19 protein-coding genes are annotated in these 18506 nt (G+C 54.3%); 4 read left to right on the top strand and 15 right to left on the bottom strand.

What is annotated here, in order from left to right:
* Nucleotides 1-36: 36 nt before the first annotated feature.
* The 4 genes from FCH32_RS10610 to FCH32_RS10595 are packed head-to-tail and all read right to left on the bottom strand — an operon-like array spanning nt 37 to nt 3532.
* A complete protein-coding gene (locus FCH32_RS10610; RefSeq protein ID WP_115258490.1) occupies nt 37-960 on the bottom strand; it encodes a 3-hydroxyacyl-CoA dehydrogenase family protein in 924 nt (307 codons plus the stop codon).
* On the bottom strand, nt 950-2155 hold the full coding sequence (locus tag FCH32_RS10605) for an acetyl-CoA C-acetyltransferase (protein ID WP_146716832.1): 1206 nt from the start codon (nt 2153-2155) through the stop codon (nt 950-952). The genes FCH32_RS10610 and FCH32_RS10605 overlap by 11 nt, the downstream gene beginning before the upstream one ends.
* Nucleotides 2156-2165: 10 nt before the next feature.
* On the bottom strand, nt 2166-2822 hold the full coding sequence (locus FCH32_RS10600) for a CoA transferase subunit B (RefSeq protein ID WP_115258492.1): 657 nt from the start codon (nt 2820-2822) through the stop codon (nt 2166-2168).
* A gap of 2 nt (nt 2823-2824) precedes the next feature.
* Nucleotides 2825-3532 carry a CoA transferase subunit A gene (locus tag FCH32_RS10595; protein ID WP_096757043.1) on the bottom strand — a complete coding sequence of 236 codons (708 nt, stop codon included), beginning with the start codon at nt 3530-3532 and terminating at the stop codon, nt 2825-2827.
* 142 nt (nt 3533-3674) lie between these two features.
* Between FCH32_RS10595 and FCH32_RS10590 the strand changes: the two genes are divergently transcribed.
* Entirely contained in the window at nt 3675-4565 is an 891-nt protein-coding gene (locus FCH32_RS10590; protein WP_096757044.1) for a LysR family transcriptional regulator, read from the top strand.
* A 27-nt stretch (nt 4566-4592) separates the two neighbouring features.
* On the opposite strand, the gene FCH32_RS10585 is transcribed toward FCH32_RS10590, so the two are convergent.
* From FCH32_RS10585 to FCH32_RS10555, 7 genes are read right to left on the bottom strand one after another with little or no spacing between them, the layout of a single operon-like run.
* Nucleotides 4593-5531 carry an oligopeptide/dipeptide ABC transporter ATP-binding protein gene (locus FCH32_RS10585; RefSeq protein WP_174360867.1) on the bottom strand — a complete coding sequence of 313 codons (939 nt, stop codon included), beginning with the start codon at nt 5529-5531 and terminating at the stop codon, nt 4593-4595.
* Nucleotides 5524-6510, bottom strand: a complete 987-nt coding sequence (locus FCH32_RS10580) for an ABC transporter ATP-binding protein (RefSeq protein ID WP_174360866.1) — start codon at nt 6508-6510, stop codon at nt 5524-5526. Before FCH32_RS10580 ends, FCH32_RS10585 begins: the two co-directional genes overlap by 8 nt.
* Entirely contained in the window at nt 6507-7403 is an 897-nt protein-coding gene (gene ddpC, locus FCH32_RS10575) for a D,D-dipeptide ABC transporter permease (RefSeq protein WP_174360865.1), read from the bottom strand. Before ddpC ends, FCH32_RS10580 begins: the two co-directional genes overlap by 4 nt.
* Nucleotides 7400-8422 carry an ABC transporter permease gene (locus tag FCH32_RS10570; protein WP_096757048.1) on the bottom strand — a complete coding sequence of 341 codons (1023 nt, stop codon included), beginning with the start codon at nt 8420-8422 and terminating at the stop codon, nt 7400-7402. Before FCH32_RS10570 ends, ddpC begins: the two co-directional genes overlap by 4 nt.
* Before the next feature lie 48 nt (nt 8423-8470).
* A complete protein-coding gene (locus FCH32_RS10565) occupies nt 8471-10033 on the bottom strand; it encodes an ABC transporter substrate-binding protein (RefSeq protein WP_096757049.1) in 1563 nt (520 codons plus the stop codon).
* Between the two features lie 16 nt (nt 10034-10049).
* Nucleotides 10050-10637, bottom strand: a complete 588-nt coding sequence (gene ddpX / locus FCH32_RS10560; RefSeq protein ID WP_096757050.1) for a D-alanyl-D-alanine dipeptidase — start codon at nt 10635-10637, stop codon at nt 10050-10052.
* A gap of 14 nt (nt 10638-10651) precedes the next feature.
* On the bottom strand, nt 10652-11518 hold the full coding sequence (locus FCH32_RS10555) for a MurR/RpiR family transcriptional regulator (RefSeq protein ID WP_117342793.1): 867 nt from the start codon (nt 11516-11518) through the stop codon (nt 10652-10654).
* A gap of 400 nt (nt 11519-11918) precedes the next feature.
* Here FCH32_RS10555 and hdeB point away from each other — a divergent pair, with 400 nt between their 5' ends.
* Nucleotides 11919-12248 (top strand): acid-activated periplasmic chaperone HdeB, encoded by a 330-nt coding sequence (gene hdeB / locus FCH32_RS10550; protein WP_115258498.1) that lies wholly within the window; start codon nt 11919-11921, stop codon nt 12246-12248.
* Nucleotides 12249-12404: 156 nt separating this feature from the next.
* Nucleotides 12405-14348, top strand: coding sequence for a methyl-accepting chemotaxis protein (locus tag FCH32_RS10545; RefSeq protein ID WP_115258499.1), 1944 nt, complete (start codon nt 12405-12407; stop codon nt 14346-14348).
* Between the two features lie 48 nt (nt 14349-14396).
* On the opposite strand, the gene FCH32_RS10540 is transcribed toward FCH32_RS10545, so the two are convergent.
* Together FCH32_RS10540 and FCH32_RS10535 are read right to left on the bottom strand one after the other, a co-directional pair.
* The gene (locus FCH32_RS10540; RefSeq protein WP_115259944.1) at nt 14397-15536 is read right to left on the bottom strand and encodes an HlyD family secretion protein; all 1140 of its coding nucleotides are present in this window, start codon (nt 15534-15536) and stop codon (nt 14397-14399) included.
* A gap of 2 nt (nt 15537-15538) precedes the next feature.
* Nucleotides 15539-15877, bottom strand: coding sequence for a DUF3302 domain-containing protein (locus tag FCH32_RS10535; protein WP_096757054.1), 339 nt, complete (start codon nt 15875-15877; stop codon nt 15539-15541).
* Between the two features lie 375 nt (nt 15878-16252).
* On the opposite strand from FCH32_RS10535, the gene FCH32_RS23360 reads away from it, so the two are divergent.
* Nucleotides 16253-16714 (top strand): helix-turn-helix domain-containing protein, encoded by a 462-nt coding sequence (locus tag FCH32_RS23360; RefSeq protein ID WP_137363555.1) that lies wholly within the window; start codon nt 16253-16255, stop codon nt 16712-16714.
* Between the two features lie 40 nt (nt 16715-16754).
* On the opposite strand, the gene FCH32_RS10525 is transcribed toward FCH32_RS23360, so the two are convergent.
* Nucleotides 16755-18122: a glycoside hydrolase family 10-like protein gene (locus FCH32_RS10525; protein ID WP_174360864.1), complete on the bottom strand. Its 1368-nt coding sequence runs from the start codon at nt 18120-18122 to the stop codon at nt 16755-16757.
* Nucleotides 18123-18134: 12 nt separating this feature from the next.
* Nucleotides 18135-18422: a VF530 family protein gene (locus FCH32_RS10520; RefSeq protein ID WP_096757060.1), complete on the bottom strand. Its 288-nt coding sequence runs from the start codon at nt 18420-18422 to the stop codon at nt 18135-18137.
* Between the last annotated feature and the right edge of the window lie 84 nt (nt 18423-18506).

The following is an 18506-nucleotide window of genomic DNA, read 5'->3' as shown; positions in this document are numbered from 1 at the left end:
CAATATCATTGTTATAGTGGGGTACAGAAAGAGAAGTTACGGTTTCAGGGCAAAACGCAGCTGATGCTCTCTGCGTTGCTGGATGTATTCCTTGCGCGAATCATCCCAGTGATAAAACCCCTGACCACTGCGTAAACCGGTTTCACCGCGAGCAACCTTGTCGGCGACCAGCGACATCATGTCGCTGCCGGTGGCGAGTGTTGGAAGCAGATGGCGACAAATATCCTGCACCGTGGCAAGTCCGGTCATGTCCGCCGCTTCCAGCGGGCCGACCATCGCGTAACGGCGGCCCAGCGACGCACGCATCACCTGGTCTACCACCTCGGCGCTGGCAATACCGCTTTTGACGATATGCAGCGCTTCACGCAGCAGGGCAAACTGCAGGCGGTTGCCGACAAAGCCCGGTGCGGCGCGATCGAGCACCACCGCCTCAAGCTGCATCGCGACCAGCCATTGCTGCAATTCACTGAGATATTCTGGTTTGGTTGCTGTGCCCGGCACGATTTCAACCAGCGGAATAAAGTGCGGTGGATTCCAGAAATGTGCGATCAGCAACCGCTCCGGGTGCGCGAGTTTTTCCGCCAGCGCATCCGGCGGCAGGCCACTGGTGTTGCTGGCGATAATCGCTTCGGGTGAGATAACGGCTTCCAGCTGTGCGTACAGCGCGTGCTTCAGCTCTAGCCGTTCCGGGATCGCTTCGATTAATAATCCAGACGCGGCGATATCCGCCAGAGAGGTTGTGCCGTGCAGTCGCGCGAGAACCGATGCTTTATCTGCGGCGGCAAACTGGTCGGTGACAATCAGCTCGTCCAGAATGCTGCTGGCAACAGCCGTTATCTCGGCAATACGGTTGCTGTCGGTATCAAACAGCCAGATAGGATGACCAAAACGGGCAAAGTGGGTCGCGATGCCGATGCCCATTAGCCCGGCGCCCAGTACGCTAATGTGATTAGTCTGCATAGTGTGCTCCTGTTGGACGTTCCACCGTTAGCGCCACGCCATGGCCACCACCCACACACAGCGTGGCCAGCCCTTTGGCCACATTGCGCCGCGCCATTTCATGTAGCAAGGTAACCAGAATGCGGCAACCTGAGGTCCCGATTGGGTGGCCCAGCGCAATTGCACCGCCGTTAACGTTAACCTTGCTGCTGTCCCAATTCAGCGATTCGCCGACCGCCAGCGCCTGGGCGGCAAAGGCTTCGTTGGCTTCGATCAGATCAACGTCATCCAGCGTCCACCCGGCGCGCTTCAGGCACTTCAGCGAGGCTTCCACCGGGCCGATCCCCATAATGGCTGGATCAACGCCCGAGACGGCGTAACCGGTGATTTTTGCCAACACCGGAAGGTTTAATTCAGCGGCTTTGGCGGCACTCATTACCATTACTGCCGCCGCACCGTCGTTTAGGGAAGACGCATTGCCCGCCGTCACCGTGCCGCTGCCGGGACGAAATGCCGGTTTCAACTGCGCCAGTTTTTCCGCCTGAGTCTCCGGGCGAGGTTGCTCATCACGCTCCACCACGCGCGGTGCTTTTTTCCCTTGCGGAACGCTAACTGGGGTGATTTCTGCGTTAAACCGACCGGCTTCGAGGGCGGCGGCCGCTTTTTGCTGGGAGTGCAGGGCGAAGGCATCCTGTTGCTCGCGACTGATGGCGAATTTATCCGCCAGATTTTCGGCGGTAATACCCATATGGTAGTCGTTGAACGCATCCCACAGCCCGTCATGCACCACGCTGTCTTTCAGGCTGGTATGACCCAGACGTAATCCTGCGCGGGCACCGTCGAGAAAATAGGGTGCATTGCTCATGCTTTCCTGACCGCCGGCAATCACGATGTCCGCATCGCCGCAGCGAATGGCCTGCACCGCCAGATGAACCGCTTTTAGTCCTGAACCGCACAGTAAATTGAGGGTCATCGCTGGGGTGGTTACCGGCAAACCGGCACGAATTGCCGTCTGTCTGGCCGGATTCTGCCCACAGCCGGTCGTTAAAACCTGACCTAAAATCACGTCGTCTATCTGTTCTGGTGCAACCCCGGTCTTTTCCAGCAGAGCGCGGATGACCGTTGTCCCTAACTCAACGGCAGAAAGCGGGGCAAGGGCACCATGAAAACTGCCAATTGGCGTGCGCGTTGCTGCGACAATAACAACATCCATCATGGTCAGATCCTTAGTTGAAGTGCATTTCGGGGACATGATCGGGAACGATCAGCTTGCCGGCGGTTCTGGCAACAATGTCGTCCACGCTGACGCCCGGCGCCCGTTCGCGCAGAATGAACGCGCCGTCGGCAATTTCCAGCAGCGCCAGGTCGGTCAGCACGCGCTTGATACAGGCCACGCCGGTCAAGGGCAGAGTGCAACTGGGAAGCAGTTTGGACTCACCGCTTTTCGAGGCGTGCGTCATCACAACGATGATGTTTTCAGCGCCAGCGACCAGATCCATCGCGCCACCCATACCTTTCACCATTTTTCCGGGGATCATCCACGAGGCGATATTGCCATTGGTATCCACTTCGAATGCGCCAAGAACCGTCAGGTCGACGTGGCCGCCGCGGATCATGGCGAAGGATTGTGCGGAGTCGAAAATTGCCGCGCCTTTACGCGCCGTCACGGTTTGCTTACCGGCGTTGATCATGTCGGCATCAATGTCGTCCTCGGTAGGGAACGGCCCCATACCAAGCAAGCCGTTCTCTGATTGCAGCATCACGTCCATGCCGTCGGGGATATAATTGGCCACCAGGGTCGGGATACCGATACCGAGATTGACGTAATAACCGTCGCGCAGCTCGCGAGCGACACGCATCGCCATTTGTTCACGCGTTAACATGGTCAGGCTCCTTGATGGCGTAGGGTGCGTTGTTCAATACGTTTTTCGAACTGCCCCTGAATAATGCGATTGACGAAAATTCCGGGGGTGTGAATAGCGGCGGGATCCAGCTCGCCGGGAGGGACAATTTCTTCCACTTCGACTACCGTGATGCGTCCGGCTGCTGCCATCAGTGGGTTAAAGTTTTGTGCGGTATGGCGGTAGATGACGTTGCCGTACCAGTCGGCTTTCCAGCCTTTGACCAGCGCGAAATCACCGGTAATCGCCTGCTCCATGATGTAAGGCCGGCCGGCAAACTCGCGCACCTCTTTGCCTTCGGCGACAGGGGTACCGTACCCGGTGGCGGTGAAGAAGGCGGGAATGCCTGCACCACCGGCTCGTAGCTGCTCCGCCAGCGTGCCCTGTGGCGTCAGAATGGCTTCCAGCTCTCCGCTCAGCACCTGCTTTTCGAACAGGGCATTTTCACCGACATAGGACGCCACCACTTTGCGTACCTGGCGTGCTTCCAGCAGCACGCCGAGGCCAAACCCGTCCACGCCGCAGTTGTTCGACACCACGGTCAGTCCCTGAACGTTCCGACGGCGCACTTCTGCAATCAAATTCTCAGGAATACCGCATAAGCCAAAACCGCCTGCCAGCAGTGTCATGTTGTCAGTCAGCCCTTCCAACGCCTGTTGATACGTGGCGACCCGTTTATCCAGTCCAGCCATACACTTGCCCCTCCAGTTGTTCCTGGCGACATCATTAGGGGTGAAAAATGATTTGTTAATTTTAAATTTGTGACTCACTCATTGGGTTTTTTTATCAATTTAATGTTAATTAAAGGTATTCAACAAGTTAAAGGAATGAGTAATGAGAATGAGCATCAAACAGTTACGCGCGTTTTTAGCGGTAGCTCACACTCTGAATTTTGCTCATGCCAGTGAACGGCTGAATATGTCGCAACCCGCGTTAAGCCTGGCGATCAAAGGACTGGAAGAGTCGTTAGGGGGCGCTTTACTGTTAAGAACCACCCGCAAGGTGACCCTGACGCAGGAGGGCGAAACGCTGCTGACCATGGGGCGACAGCTGCTTGCCGACTGGGAAAATACCGAAGAAGCCATGCGCCAGCGCTTTACACTGCAACGTGGCAAAATTTCGATTGCTGCGATGCCGTCATTTGCCGCGAATGTGCTGCCGCCGGTGCTCAAGACCTTTCGCGACAGCTATGCCGGTGTCAATGTCACGGTGCACGACGTAATTAACGAGCAGGTGATTGAAATGGTCAGCGAAGGGCGGGTCGAGATGGGGATTGCCTTTGAACCGGACTACTCCGGACACCTGCATTTTACCCCGCTCGGGATGGATCGTTTTATCGCCATCGTCCCTCCGACCAGTCGTCTGGCTGGCCGGGAACGCATCGCATGGAAGGACTTGCTGACGCTGGATTTTATTACCTTGCAACGTCCCTCTGCCGTACGTCTGATGCTGGAAGAGCAACTGGTACAAAGCGGCCATGCGCTGGAAGTGGCGCTGGAGAGTCACCAGTTGGTGACCATTGGACGCCTGGTGGCGAATGGTTTAGGCGGCAGTGCCGTGCCTGCATTGTGCCGCACCCAGATGACCGAACTTGGCGCAACCTGTATTGAGCTGGACGGCCCGGTTATCCAGCGTCGTATTGGGATCCTACGTTCCTCGCATCATAAGTTGTCGACTGCATCCGAAATGCTGGTGGATGCGCTGAAAAAGGCATATTGCGCCTGATACACCAGGCACACTACGCCCGTGAGGTCAGATTTCGCTAACTGCCCGCCAGCAGCGGACTTCACTCCCGGTCTCGTTGTTCAATAATGCCTGTTTCTTCTCACATCCCTGAGTCGCCAGTGGGCAGCGATCGCGGAAATAACATCCCTGCGGTAGGGTTCGATTCCCCGGCAACTCGGTTTTACGTAACACCAGATCTTCCGCCAGCGGTGCTCCGGTTTTAGGGACCGAGTCCAGCAACAGACGTGTATACGGGTGCGCGGGAGAGGTTAATACATGCTGCGTGTCACCCAGCTCGACGATTTGCCCGAGGTACATTACCGCCACCCGGTCGCTCATATGCCGCACGACCGACACGTTATGCGAGATCAGCACATAGGTCAGGTTTCTGCGTGCCTGTAGCGCCACCAGCAGGTTGAGGATTTGCGCCTGTACGGAAATATCCAGCGCCGAGGTGGGTTCATCAAGCACAATCACATCCGGCTCAGAGGACAACGCGCGGGCAATGGCAATGCGCTGGCGTTGCCCGCCGGAAAACGCGTGCGGCAGGCGGTCAAGGTATTCCGGACGAATCCCCACGTGTAACGCCAGCTCTTCCGCAAGGGCGCGGCGGTGACGTTCGGCGCTGCGCTTTTGGATCCACACCGGTTCGGTAATGATCCGCCACACCGGCAAGCGCGGATCCAACGACGAGAGTGGGTCCTGAAAGACCATTTGCATGCCGCTGTGTTTTTCTGTGCTGCGAGCGTATTGCCCCTGACTCGGCCTGAGCATCCCCATGAGCAGTTGAGCCAGCGTACTTTTGCCACAGCCAGACTCACCAACGATACCCAATGTTTCCCCCTGGCGAATCTGTAAATCTAACCCGTTGAGCGCGTGCACGCGCTCGGTGACCTTGCCAAGCCAGTTTTTTCGGGCCGGGAAGTTGACATGTATATCCTGAAGCGACAGCAAAATGTCAGTCATGACGAGTCTCCAGTTGGGGATTCCAGCAGGCGGACTGCTGATCCGCATGCCCCTGACTGCGTAATGCCGGGACCGCGTCACACTGTGTCCTGGCCGCATAACAGCGGTCGCGGAATGCACATCCGGCAGGCAATTGGGTTAAGTTCGGCACGGTACCCGGGATTGCGGGCAGCGGCGCGCGGGGCTCTCCGTGTTCTGGCGCGCATTTCAGCAAACCAATGGAGTAGGGATGCGTCGGGTGCTGAATCACCGTCTGCGTCGGGCCGCTTTCGATCACGCTTCCGGCATACATGACATACACCCGGTCGCACAGTTGCGAAACCACTGCCATATCATGGCTGATAAACAGCACCGCCGTGCCGCTGGCCCGCGCTTTATGCTTCAGCAAGCGCAGTACCTGCAGTTGCACCGTCACATCCAGCGCGGTCGTCGGTTCATCAGCAATAATCAGCTCCGGCTCGCAGGAAAAAGCCAGCGCGATCATCACCCGCTGGCGCATACCGCCGGAAAGCTCAAACGGGAAGCGCGACATGACTTCGGAGGCGTCCGGGATTTGCATCTCCTCCAGTAAGGCGATGGCTTTTTGTCGCGCATCCGTGCGGCTGAGTAATTGATGATGGCGGATCACCTCTACCATTTGCTGGCCAATGCGCCGGGTCGGGTTTAGGGCCGTCATCGGCTCCTGAAAAATCATTGCCACGCGCGCCCCGCGCCATTTGCGCATTTGCTTCTCGCTGGCGTTCAGCACATCTTCACCGAGCAGCGACACGCGCCCCTGGTGAATGCGATAACTGCCCTCCGGCAGCAGGCGCATGGCAAGCATGGCGGTAACGGATTTCCCGGAGCCGGACTCGCCGACCACGCCGACAATCTCACCCCGGTTGATGTGCAACGAGACATGGTTCAACGCATGCACGTCAGCTTTATAACCGGGGAAGCTCAGGTGCAAATTTTCAATTTCCAGGACGGGTTGGCTCATGACTGTTTTCCTCCGGCTTTCGGGTCCAGCAGGTCACGAATACCGTCTCCAAAGAGATTGAAACCCACGGCGGTGATCAGAATGGCAGCACCGGGAAACGCACAGTACCACCACTGGTCAAGCACGTAGTTGCGGCCAATTGCCACCATGGCTCCCCATTCCGCGCTCGGTTGCTGCGCACCCAGCCCGATAAACCCCAGCGTGGCGGCCATCAGGATCGCACTGCCGATGTCCAGCGAGGCCTGCACGATCAGCGGCGGCAGCGAATTACGTAAGATATGCCAGCTAATCAGATGCCAGCGGGACGCGCCGTACGTACGGGCAGCCTGTACGTAGGTAAACTGGCGGACTACCAGGGTTTGTCCCCGGGCCAGACGTACGTAGAATGGAATGCGCACAATCGCAATGGCCAGCATGGCGTTAAACAGGCTGGGCCCCAGCGCGGCGGCCAGCGCCATAGTCAGCACCAGCGAGGGGATCGACAGCATCACGTCCATCACGCGCATAATAATCGCGTCCGCCCGTCCGCCCATCACGCCGGACAGGCAGCCCAACAGTGAACCAATCCCACCGGCGATACCCACTACCACCAGTCCTGCAACGATCGACTGCTGGCTGCCGACCAGTACACGGCTAAACAGATCGCGTCCCACTTCATCAGTACCAAACCAGTGAGTAGCTGACGGGGGGAGCAGACGTGCGGTGAGGTCGATCGCATTGGGATCGTAAGGCGTTATCCACGGTGACAGCACCATCATCAACAACATCAGCACGATGATCGCTCCACCAATCAGCGTCAGCGGGCTGCTTTTCATCATCCAGAACAGTTTGGCCCAGTCGCGGCGACGGTGAGCGCTCGGCGCGGTGGCGGGCGTTTCTTGTGAGAGCATCATTGTGTACCTCCGCGTCCGATGCGCGGGTCAATCCACAGGTAGAGTAAATCCACCACCAGGTTGACCAGCACATAGGCAAATGACACCACCACGGCAAATCCCATGACGGCCGGGAAGTCGAGCGCCTGTATGGAGGTGACGACCCAGGCGCCCATGCCTGGCCACGCGAATACCGTTTCGGTAAGTACCGCGCCGTAGAGCAGATCGCCCAGCGCCAGCCCCAGGACGGTGATGGACGGAATGAGCGCGTTGGGCAGCGCATAACACAAAATGATGTACCAGCCCGGTAAACCGCTGGCGCGGGCAGTGCGGATGTAATCCTCGCTAAGCTGTTCGAGCATAGCGGAGCGGATCTGGCGGGCGACAATGCCAAGATGTACAAAGGCCAGCGTCAGGGACGGTAAGATCAGATGCTGGAGCGCATTGAAAAACACTTCGCCATTGCCTTCCAGCAGCGCATCTATCAGGTAAAACCCGGTAACGTGCGTCGGTGGATCCAGCCAGTCATCCAGGCGTCCACCGCCGGGTAATATTTGCAGATGACCGTAAAACAGTACGATAACCCCGAGACCAAGCCAGAACGCCGGCGTCGAAATACCGGTGATTGCCATCAGACGCACAAGGTGGTCGAGCCAGCGGTTACGCCAGACTGCGGATAAAATCCCCAGCGGGATCCCGATAATTAGCGCCAGCAGCAGGGAGCAAAAGGCCAGCTCAAGCGTGGCGGGGAAGAACACGCGCAGCTCATCCATCACCGGACGTCCGGTACGAATCGAGGTGCCTAAATCGCCCTGAAACACATCGCTGACGTAGCGAAAAAATTGCACGTACAGCGGCTGATTAAGACCCAGCTGTTGGCGAATATTCTCAACAATTTCATCACTGGCGCGATCGCCCGCCAGCAGCCGCGCGGGGTCGCCCGGGATCAGGTGCGAAATAATAAAGGTGATGACGCAAACACCGGCCACCACCAGGATAAGTCCCCAGCAGCGCTGGCGTAAAATGCTCCAGAAAGTCATTGGCTTCCCCTTGCGGAGCCAATACGGCTCCGCATAAACGTGGTGAGATTATTTACTCATGGTGGAGATGTTGAAGACCTGTTCCAGCATTGGGTTAAATACAAATCCTTTGACGTCTTTGTTCATCGCCAGCTGGTAGTTTTTCTGGAATAAATAGACGTAGGCCGCTTCATCAATCACGATGGTTTGCGCCTGCTGGTAATCGTTGGTTCTGGCCACCTGGTCGGTCGTTGACAACGCGCTGCGCAGCAGCTTATCGACCTCACTGTTTTCATAGAATGAACGGTTGCCTGGTAAGCCTTTTTTATCCGACTCAAACCAGTAGTTCATAAACATGTACGGGTCAGCGAAGTCCGGGCTCCAGTTGCCGATGGCGATGTCGTAATCACCTTTACCAACGCGGTCACGCATGGTGGCGTTGGCCAGTTTTTCCAGCTTGACCTTGATCCCCAGCTTGCCAAGACTGGCCTGCGTGGCGAGGGCAATCGGCTCCCAGTTCGGGTCGTTATCCGAGTACAGGAAGCTCAGGCTGTCTGGTTTGTTTGCGACTTTGTCCCACTCGGCTTTGGCTTTCGCTTCATCAAAGCTGTATTGCATGGCTTTTTCATCAAAGCCCCACATGCCTTCGGGGATCGGGCCGCGCATCTGCTTACCGTTGCCGCTGAGGATCCCGTTCACCATGCCCTTATAATCCGTTGACCACGAAATAGCGCGGCGTAAATCCACCTGATTGAGCGGTGCTTTACTGTTGTTCAAGTACAGGTAGGTCACGCGCAGTGACGGGTAATCCGCTACTTTGACTTTGCCTTCCTGCTTTAAGGCGGCAAGCTGATCGACGGGCAGTGCATCAGCGATGTCGATATCGCCGCGCGACAGCTGCAGACGGCGGGAGGCGCTTTCACCGATGATTTTCACCGATACGCGCTTAAACACCGGCTTGGTGCCCGCCCAATGCGGGTTCGGCACCAGAACCAGCTGCTGTCCTTTTTGCCAGCTCTTTAACATAAAAGGACCCGAGCCCGCCGTATTCTGGGCAAGGAAACCGCGCGCATCGTCGGCGGCATGTTCTTTTAACACCGCCGGGTTGATTATTGACGCGCCGTCATTCGCCAGCGTGTACAGGAAAGGCGCGAACGGCTGGCTGAGGGTAAATTTCACCGTACTGGCATCAATGGCCTCTACCTTCAAATCTTTCGGGAACGCTTCGGCAGGTCCCTGACCAATTTTGATCAGGCGTTCAAAAGATTGCTTCACCGCCTCAGCCGTTACCGGCGTGCCATCGGCAAATTTGGCCTCGCTTTTCAGGGTGAAGGTCCACTCTTTTTGATCGTCAGACGCCTTCCAGCCGCTGGCTAAATCGCCTTCTACTTCCGTGGAGCCTTTATCACCTTCAGTTTTGTACTGCACCAGACGCTGATAAGACGGATAGGTTACCGTCCAGTCGTTGTTATCAATCGTGACGGCAGGATCGAGCGTTTGTGGATCGGCGGCTTTACCGATCACCAGCATATCCTTAGGTACCGCGGCTTGTGCAGCGGGCAGGGCTGCCGCTAATGCTAAAGCAATCAGCGCGGGGCGAAACAGCGATGTTAAGGCGTGTGTTGTCTTCATAACCAGGCTCCAGAAATTAAAGGGGGTGTGGTGTTGTTATTTGGGGGGCAGGGAAACACGCAATACAGTCATCAAGCAGGGGGTAACGAGCTGCGTCTGGTAATTCAAAATGCCACCATTCGCTGCTGATCCCGACAAAACCGCCACCGGACATAATGGCATTCAGCATCAGTCGATTACGCTGTGCGGGTGGCGCAACGGAAGGATGCCAGGCGTGGGAACGATCGTGCATTTCATCAAAATCGGCCCCCATATCGAGGACATTGCCACGTTCGTCCATCAGCGTGACGTCAATGGCCGTGCCACGGCTGTGATTGGAGCCAATCGCGACATCGACAACGTACTGCGGATCCGGGCAGGCATTCCATAGCATCGCCTGCGCCTGCTGCGGGCGATAAGCGTCGTACACCACCAGATTCAGGCCCGCCAGTTTCGCAATGCTGATGCTTTTGGCCAGTCCCGTGACCGCATCGGTGTGTAACAGGCAGCGCGCTTCCCGGTAGACAGGTGCGCCGGTAATGTTATCGCGGGTAGCGTATTTGAGATCGATATGCAGTGACGGAAAGATCACCGACAGATCGACCAGAACAGAGGTTTCTGGCATAGCACGATTCCTGTTTATTGTTCGAATTGACCAAACTGCTGTTGGAGTTGGCGATTGGTTTGCAGGCGCCCGGCGAGAGCGTCGCCCAGTTGCGCCACCACCGCGGAGAGTAATAAGTTGAACAGACAGCTGACGGGGGCAAGGGAGTCCCAGAAATGCCCGGTGTCGGTTTTCACCTGGAGTAAATCAATACCGTAGTCTCTGGCCCACGGACACCAGACATCGGTTATCAGCGCCAGCGGAATGTGGCGGTCGCGGGCGACCCGGCAATATTGTCGTGATGTTGCAGAGTAGGCGCGCATATCGGTTATCACCACATACGGCTGGTCAAACCCTGAATTCAGTGACTCAACCCAGCTTCCGGACAAGCCCTCGGAGTAACTGACTTTGGGTCGCAGGTATTCCAGATGGCTGAAAAAGGCGTTGGCAATCCCGCGGGTCGACTGAATGCCGAGGATATACACGGCCTCGGCGTGTGCCAGCTGTTGCGCAATGCGTAAAAATGTCTCGCTTTGCGCCAGTTGATAAACATGGGTAATGGCATCAATTTCCAGCAGCAGCGACTGCTGCGCCCGGTCCGGCAGACGTTGCTGCTGGTGCCAGGAATCAAGCCGTTCATTCATTCCCCAAGGCTGATAGGGGATAACAGGCAGTTCGCGCAGGCTGGCTTTAGCATCTTCCAGATTGCGAAAACCCAGCTTGCGCAGATAGCGTCCAACGGTAATGCCACTGGTTCCCGTGGCCTTAGCAATGCCGTCTGCAGTTTCAAACGGGATCTGCGCAGCGTGTGCTAACAGCCAACCGGCAACACGCTTTTCACTCGGCGTAAGCTGGCTGAAGGTATGTTCTACGCGGGCGAATAATTCAGGTTTTGATGTCATTACCGTCTCGCTGTTAGTTGCCTGTCAGATGCCGTGTCGTTGTTACTGGATTAACAATGCAGGACGCGTGCCATGTCTGCCCCCCGGTTTACTGGCGTCATTTGTTAAATAATGCGTAATTTTATTAACCAATGATCAACATTTGTGCAGCGTAGTTCAGTTTTGGTGCAACGGTAGGGAAAGCGGGGTATGAATCGGTGGATTTCGTCGGGACGATCACATTGTGAGCGATATTTTCCCCACTGACATCAGAATTGGTAACCCGAAATATAAATTTCAGCCATATCAACGACCATCATCTTTATTCTTTTAATAGTAGGGGTATTATTTTTTCCCGAGCTACATTAACGGTTTAAAGCGCAAGTGTAGATATTATCTATATTATAAATGGAGTACTACAATGAATAAATTCTCCCTTTCTACCGCAGGTATTCTGGTTGCCGCGTTGTTAACCAGTGTCAGCGTCAATGCAGCAACCGAGACCACAAAAACTGAAGTGACGCCTAAAGGAATGAGCTGCCAGGAGTTTATTGATTTGAACCCACAAACCATGGCGCCGGTTGCCTTCTGGGTGCTGAACGAAGATGAAGACTTCAAAGGGGGTGACTACGTAGACTATAACGAAACGATCACTACTGCGGTTCCCCTGACCATTGAAATGTGCAAAAAAAATCCACAGAGTGAATTAAGTAAAATAAAAGCCGAGATCAAAAAAGAATTATCTAAATAAGATTAAACACTTATTAAAACCCAGCCACAGTGCTGGGTTTTGCTATACGTGACAGTGTCACATATATATTTTCACATCCTCTGATAAATCATCATAAAGATATAAACACCCGTGCCGATACTGCTTAAAAGTTAGCCTTTTGCAGAAGGAGTTTGTATGGCCTGGTATCCTACTCGTATTTCCACGCGTTTAACCATTGGCGGCATTCTGCTGCTTGCCGTCACCACCCTGGTGATTGTCGCGATTATGCTCTGGCGCGGTCAGCCCAGGGTTGTTGAGATCAATACCGCCCTGATCGAAGAGACGGGGCAAGGGTTAACCCGCCAACTGAGTACCGTGTTATCGCGTATTGAGGGCGAGACCGTTAGTCTGTCACGTCTGGCTGAAGTATTACCTAACGATGAATCCCTGTACCAAAGCGTGGTGCCGCACCTGATTGGCGAGGATAAGAATTCGATTATTACCGGCGGCGGGATCTGGCCGGAGCCAAATGCTTTCACTCCGGGCGTGGAGAAGCGCAGCTTTTTCTGGGCGCGTAACGCGGAGGGAAAACTGGATTTTTCCAACGACTATAACGCCGAAGGTTCAAATGGCTATCACAACGAAAGCTGGTATCAGCATGCCAAAGGGCATTCGCAGAACAGTTGTTTGTGGTCTGATGTTTATCAGGATGCCAGTTCTGGCGTCAATATGGTGACCTGCAGTATCCCATACCTGCACTCGGGCACGTTTGCCGGAGTAGCGACCACCGATATTCGTCTGGATAACGTCGCGACCTTTATGCAGCAGCAGGGCAACAGCACCGGTGGCTATGCGTTTGTGGTCGATAAACAGGGACAAATCCTGTACTTCCCGCAGGCCGATAACGCAAAACAGAAAACATTTAGCGATCTGTCCCGCAGTGCGCAATGGCTGGCTCCGGTCGAAAATGGCCTGAAGTCGCTTCGCGTTGCCGACGGGGTGAAAACCATTACGCTGGAAAACGATGGCGTGCTGAACACACCGTCGCGGGTGATGCTGTTCCCGATGGCGGACACCGGCTGGGTGGTGGGCCTGGTCACGCCAGAATCACGCATTGTTGGCCTTGCAAAAGTGATGATGCAGGACGTCCTGGAAGTGTTGATCCCGATTATGACGGTTCTGCTGGTGGGCTCCTGGCTGGTGGTGCGCAGACTGATCTCGCGTCTGGACGATACGCGTCGCGCTCTGGATGATATTGCGCAGGGCGAAGGTGATTTGACCCGTCGTCTCGATGTCCGCGGCAAAGATGAGATTTCAGCCATCGCGGAGGCGTTTAATCTGTTTGTCGATAAAATCGCGGCCATCCTGATTACCGTCAGAAGCAGCAGCGTGGTGGTCGCCAATAACGCGGTCAGCCTGGCAGACAGCAATATGGAGCTCTCTTCACGGGTGACGCAGCAGGCAGCGGCGCTGGAAGAAAGTTCAGCGGCAATGGAACAGTTAAATGCGACCGTTCATCAAAATGCGAGCAATACGCAGCTGGCAGATGAGTTATCCGACAATACCGCGCAAACGGCCAACCGCTGCGGCGATGTGATGCAGGGGGTGATCTCCACCATGGATAACGTCAGCGGTTCATCCGGCAGAATGGTAGAAATTGTCGCGGTGATCGATAGCATTGCTTTCCAGACCAACATTCTGGCCTTGAACGCTGCCGTTGAGGCCGCCCGCGCGGGCGATGCGGGGAGAGGATTTGCCGTTGTCGCCTCTGAAGTTCGTACGCTGGCACAGCGCAGTGCTACAGCCGCTCAGGAAATCAAAGCGTTGATTGATGAGTCGGTGTCTCATGTGGGCAGCAGCAGTCAGCAAATTCACACTGCCGGCGAACGGCTGGAAGAACTGGTCAGCAATGTGCGGCAGGTACGCCAGTTGATGGGTGAAATTCGCGTAGCGGGGGAAGAACAACGCAAAGGTGTTTCAGAAGTCACGTTGGCGGTAACTGAAATGGACAGCACCGTGCAGCAGAATGCGTCGTTAATCGATGACGCTGCCGCACGTACCCAGGTGCTTAAAGAAGAGGCCGAGCAGTTAGCGCTGCTGGTTTCGACATTCAAATTGCCTGAACCAGCCGCGGCCTGATTCCGCAAAACTGGTATTCGGGCGCAACGCCTGCGCCCGAATACGCCATTAGTGATCCAGATACAGGTAGTGCATCCAACTGGTCATACGCAACAGTATTTTTCGCAGCAACGACAAGGCTTCAAAATGGTGTGCGGAATAGACCGCAACCTGCGCGGCCACGCCATCTGGCAACTGCTGTTCCGCCTGATTCTCACCGACATCAATGCTCACTAGCACTTTGTTGCTTCCTGGCGCCATATTCAGCGATTGTAACGTGCCCTGGGCGTAATAGGCTCCGGTAGGGATTACCGGGGCCACGTTCACCACTTTTCCTTCGATCACCTGTCCCGGCAACCCGTTAAAAACAATCTCTGCATCGTCGCCTACATTAAGACGTAAAATAGCGTTCTGACGGAAAGCCGCCACAATTTGATTCTTGTGGGCAGGAATAAATACCATCACGGGTTTAAAAGGGAGCCTCGAGGCATAGGTTCCGGGCCGCACCAGGAGTTGACTGATATAACCGTCACTTGGAGCACGAACAATCGTTTGTTCATAATTGAATCGCGCCTCATCAATTTGTGCCTGTAAACTGGCAATCTGTGAATTTTGACCATTAATACTGCTGTCGAGTTCTTTTTGAATGCTGTTCAATTCAGCATGGGCGGCATCCATCGCCGCATCCTGCGCCAGATAATCCTGACGCGCGGTATCAATATCATTGGCGGTAAAGGGATTAACCTTAGCCCGACTTCCTTGCTGGTAGCGCTGATAATTTTTGTAATACTTATCGCGCTCTGCTTTCGCCTGCTCAAACTGAAGACGCGCGCTGTTGCGTTTTTCTTCCAGCGCCATAACGTCATGCTTTTCCGTGACAATGTCCGCTTCCAGTTTTTCCAGTTTGGCTTTGTAGCGGGTAGGGTCAATTTTAAACAGAATCTCACCTTTTTTGATCGGTGTATTAATTTTGTCCGTGACTTCAGACACCACGCCCGTAACCTGTGGGACAACAGGAATACCCACTACCAGTTTTTGCGCATCCTCGGTATAGGGATGGTTGTAATTCATGGTGAGAATTAACGCGCCCAGCATAACTATCCCACCAAGAACCGCTGTAGGGACTGTCCATTTATTTAACGGTACTTTAAATATCTTGAAAATGGCATAAACAATAGCGGCGTAACTTAATACTAATAATGTTTCCACGATCAATTCACCTTCGATTCCTGCACATTACCGGGTGCTATTTTTTCGAGTGTTTTCTCCAGCGAGGCGATCCGCGCGGTAAGTTCCTGCGTGTCATTACGCGAGACATGACCATGCCAACCCTGTTTATCACTGTATAACGTTGCCCATATCCACAGAAATGGCCAGAGCGCATGTAGCGTAAACAGGCTTACCCAACCAGCTACATGGATCGCATCCAGATGTGGGTGATTTCTCTTTTTGGCAATTTCATAGGGAATGTCATGCAAAATCAGTACGCCATAAAAAATAACTAAGAACACGAAAATGAGCATCGCTAATGCAATATAATTGAGTACCATAAAAACTCCCGTTGTTAGCGATACATTATCGCCATATTTTTAATGGCAAAGAGTGTTAATATGTTAAAAGTATAAAATAAGACTTCCTCGAAAATTATCCGATATAAGCCAATCCAAAATTGGATTTTCCTCATTTGCTTTTTCCGTTCAGAAGGATAATTATTGAAGAGAGGCAATATAAATAATCTTGAGAACGCTATGACAAATCCCCCCGAACAATCAGGTCGCAGTGAAGAACTTCTGGCGGTAAATATTTCCAGACTTTTCAACGCATTATTACCACTTTCCGAACCACAATCCTTATATCGCAGTGGGTCTTTTATTATGGACTCGCAGGGAGAGAACGGAATTTGGCTGCTGACAGAGGGGAGAATCGTGATAAGACGTCGCATTGATGGTCTTATTCTGGCAAGCCAGCAGGCGCCAATAATGCTGGGAATGGCAGAGTTTTTTCTTCCTACCGGGCAAAATTTTTATGATATTGAGGCCGTCAGTCCTTGTACGACACACGTTATCAAGAAAACAGATTTTATGACGGTCGTGAATCGCGATCAGTTATGGGAGTCGGTAGCGGTCGTTGAAGCCTACATTATCCAGGTAATGAGCCAACGCGATCGCCTTATCACCAGCCGGAGTGCCACAGATATGGTCTGGGGACACCTCGAACTGCTGCAACAAGAACCTGAGGAGATCAGACAAAGGATCTCTGCAGCACAATACATTCGGGATCGTACCGGACTTTCGCGTAGCACGGTTATGGATACCCTTGCCAGACTCAAACGGCAGGGGGCAATCCAGCTTCAGCGCGGTCATCTGGTGTGCATCTGTATCGACTAACATCCGCCGCTTGATGCCATAGCGGCGGACAGTGGCAACATTACTGCCCCCAGCGGGTGCGGATATAGGTTACCGCATCCTGGGTTTGGGGTTGATTAAGGTAATCCTCTCTGAACAGGATCGTACCGTTGATGTGCGGTTCAGTCTCGTTCATATCGAGCTGTTTTTTCAGTTCCGGAACACCACCGTTAACCGCCCAGTCGGGCTCTTTTCTTGACGGCTCACCAACCTTATACAGCGCAACCCCGATATACAGGCGCGTGTTGGTTGACTTGACCACGTTCGCCCACCATTTTGCCAACACATCGTAACGCGCGGCATCCCGGGCAAAAGGCCAGTAAAGCTGTGGGGCGATGTAATCCAGCAGGCCCAGTTGAACCCAGCGGCGTGTATCTGCATAGGATTCATCATAGGCCGCCGCACCGCGCGTGTCGGAACCCGCCGGGTCGTGCGAACGGTTACGCCATACGCCTGCCGGGCTGACGCCGAACTCCACTTCAGGATTCAGTTTCTTGATAGTCTGCGAGACCTGCGCAATGAGCTTTTCTGTGTTATGGCGTCGCCAGTCCGCTTTCGAGGCAAATCCTTGACCATATCTTCTGAAGGTCTGACTGTCGTTTAGCGCAGAACCGGGTGATTCGGTATAGAAGTAGTCATCAAACTGCACGCCGTCGACGGGATAATTCTCAACCACTTCCGCCACGATGCTGGTTACCCAGTCCCTGACTTCAGGAATGCCCGGGTCGAGGACGAAACGCTCACCCGCCGTGCGGATCCAGTCCCGATGCAGAACAAAGACGCTGGATGGATTCTGGGACAAGGTATTATTTAATTCCGTTACCGTTCCGGGTTTGGTGTTGACAGAAACGCGATACGGATTAAACCAGGCATGGACTTTCATCCCACGCTTATGGGCTTCGTCGAGCATAAACTGCAGCGGATCGTAACCCGGATCTTCACCAATTTTGCCCGTCAGGGTATCTGACCACGGCAAAATTTTGGATTGCCATAGCGCGGTGGCATCTGGCTTGACCTGGAAAAACACGGTGTTGATCCCAAGACGCTTAAGATTATCCAGCTTATCCGTCAGCGCTTTTTTCTGCTGGCTAATGCGGATGGCGGACGAACTGCCGTTAACCGAGGAGATCGGCGGCCAGTCCAGGCGCGAAACCGTTGCCAGCCAGACACCACGCATCGGCTCCTGACTACGCTGCGGTTTGGTTAACGGCGGCTGTGGCGAGGTTTTCGGCACCGGCGGCTCGGAAGAGCAACTGCCGAGTAAGAGCATGCTGCCGACGAGCACGGCGAACCATTTCACGTTGGTTATTGGCAGTATGTTGCGAGAACGGGCGACGAGATTCGCCAGCTTTTTCTGGTAATGACCTGAAATAAAACCGGGTGCAGACATCTGAAAGGGCTCTTATTTCTTATTAGCGCGACTATTAGCCCAGGGATCGAAGTCCGGTGACTCGGTATTTTCCGGGGCGTCATCATTCAGGGAATCAAGATACAACGCTTCTACTTCAGCGCGCGCCCAGGGCGTGCGGCGCAGAAATTTCAAACTGGATTTAACGCTGGGATCGTTTTTAAAACAGTTGATGTTGATGAGTTGGCTCAGCTCAGCCCAACCAAAGCGGTCAACCAGCGCAGTGACCTGCATTTCAAGCGTTACGCCGTGTAAAGGGTCTTTCGAAGTATGAGCATTCATATGAAGTCCAGTTCAGGGGTGCAAATTAATCATTCACGCACGCAGTAGGCTTGCGAAGGGGAAGGTTACAAGAAAGCAGGGCGA

This window comes from Citrobacter gillenii (genome assembly GCF_013337685.1).
In the GTDB taxonomy this organism is placed as follows: Bacteria; Pseudomonadota; Gammaproteobacteria; order Enterobacterales; family Enterobacteriaceae; genus Citrobacter; species Citrobacter gillenii.
Note: the sequence above shows the minus strand (reverse complement) of the source record. Positions and strands in the feature narration are given on the sequence as shown.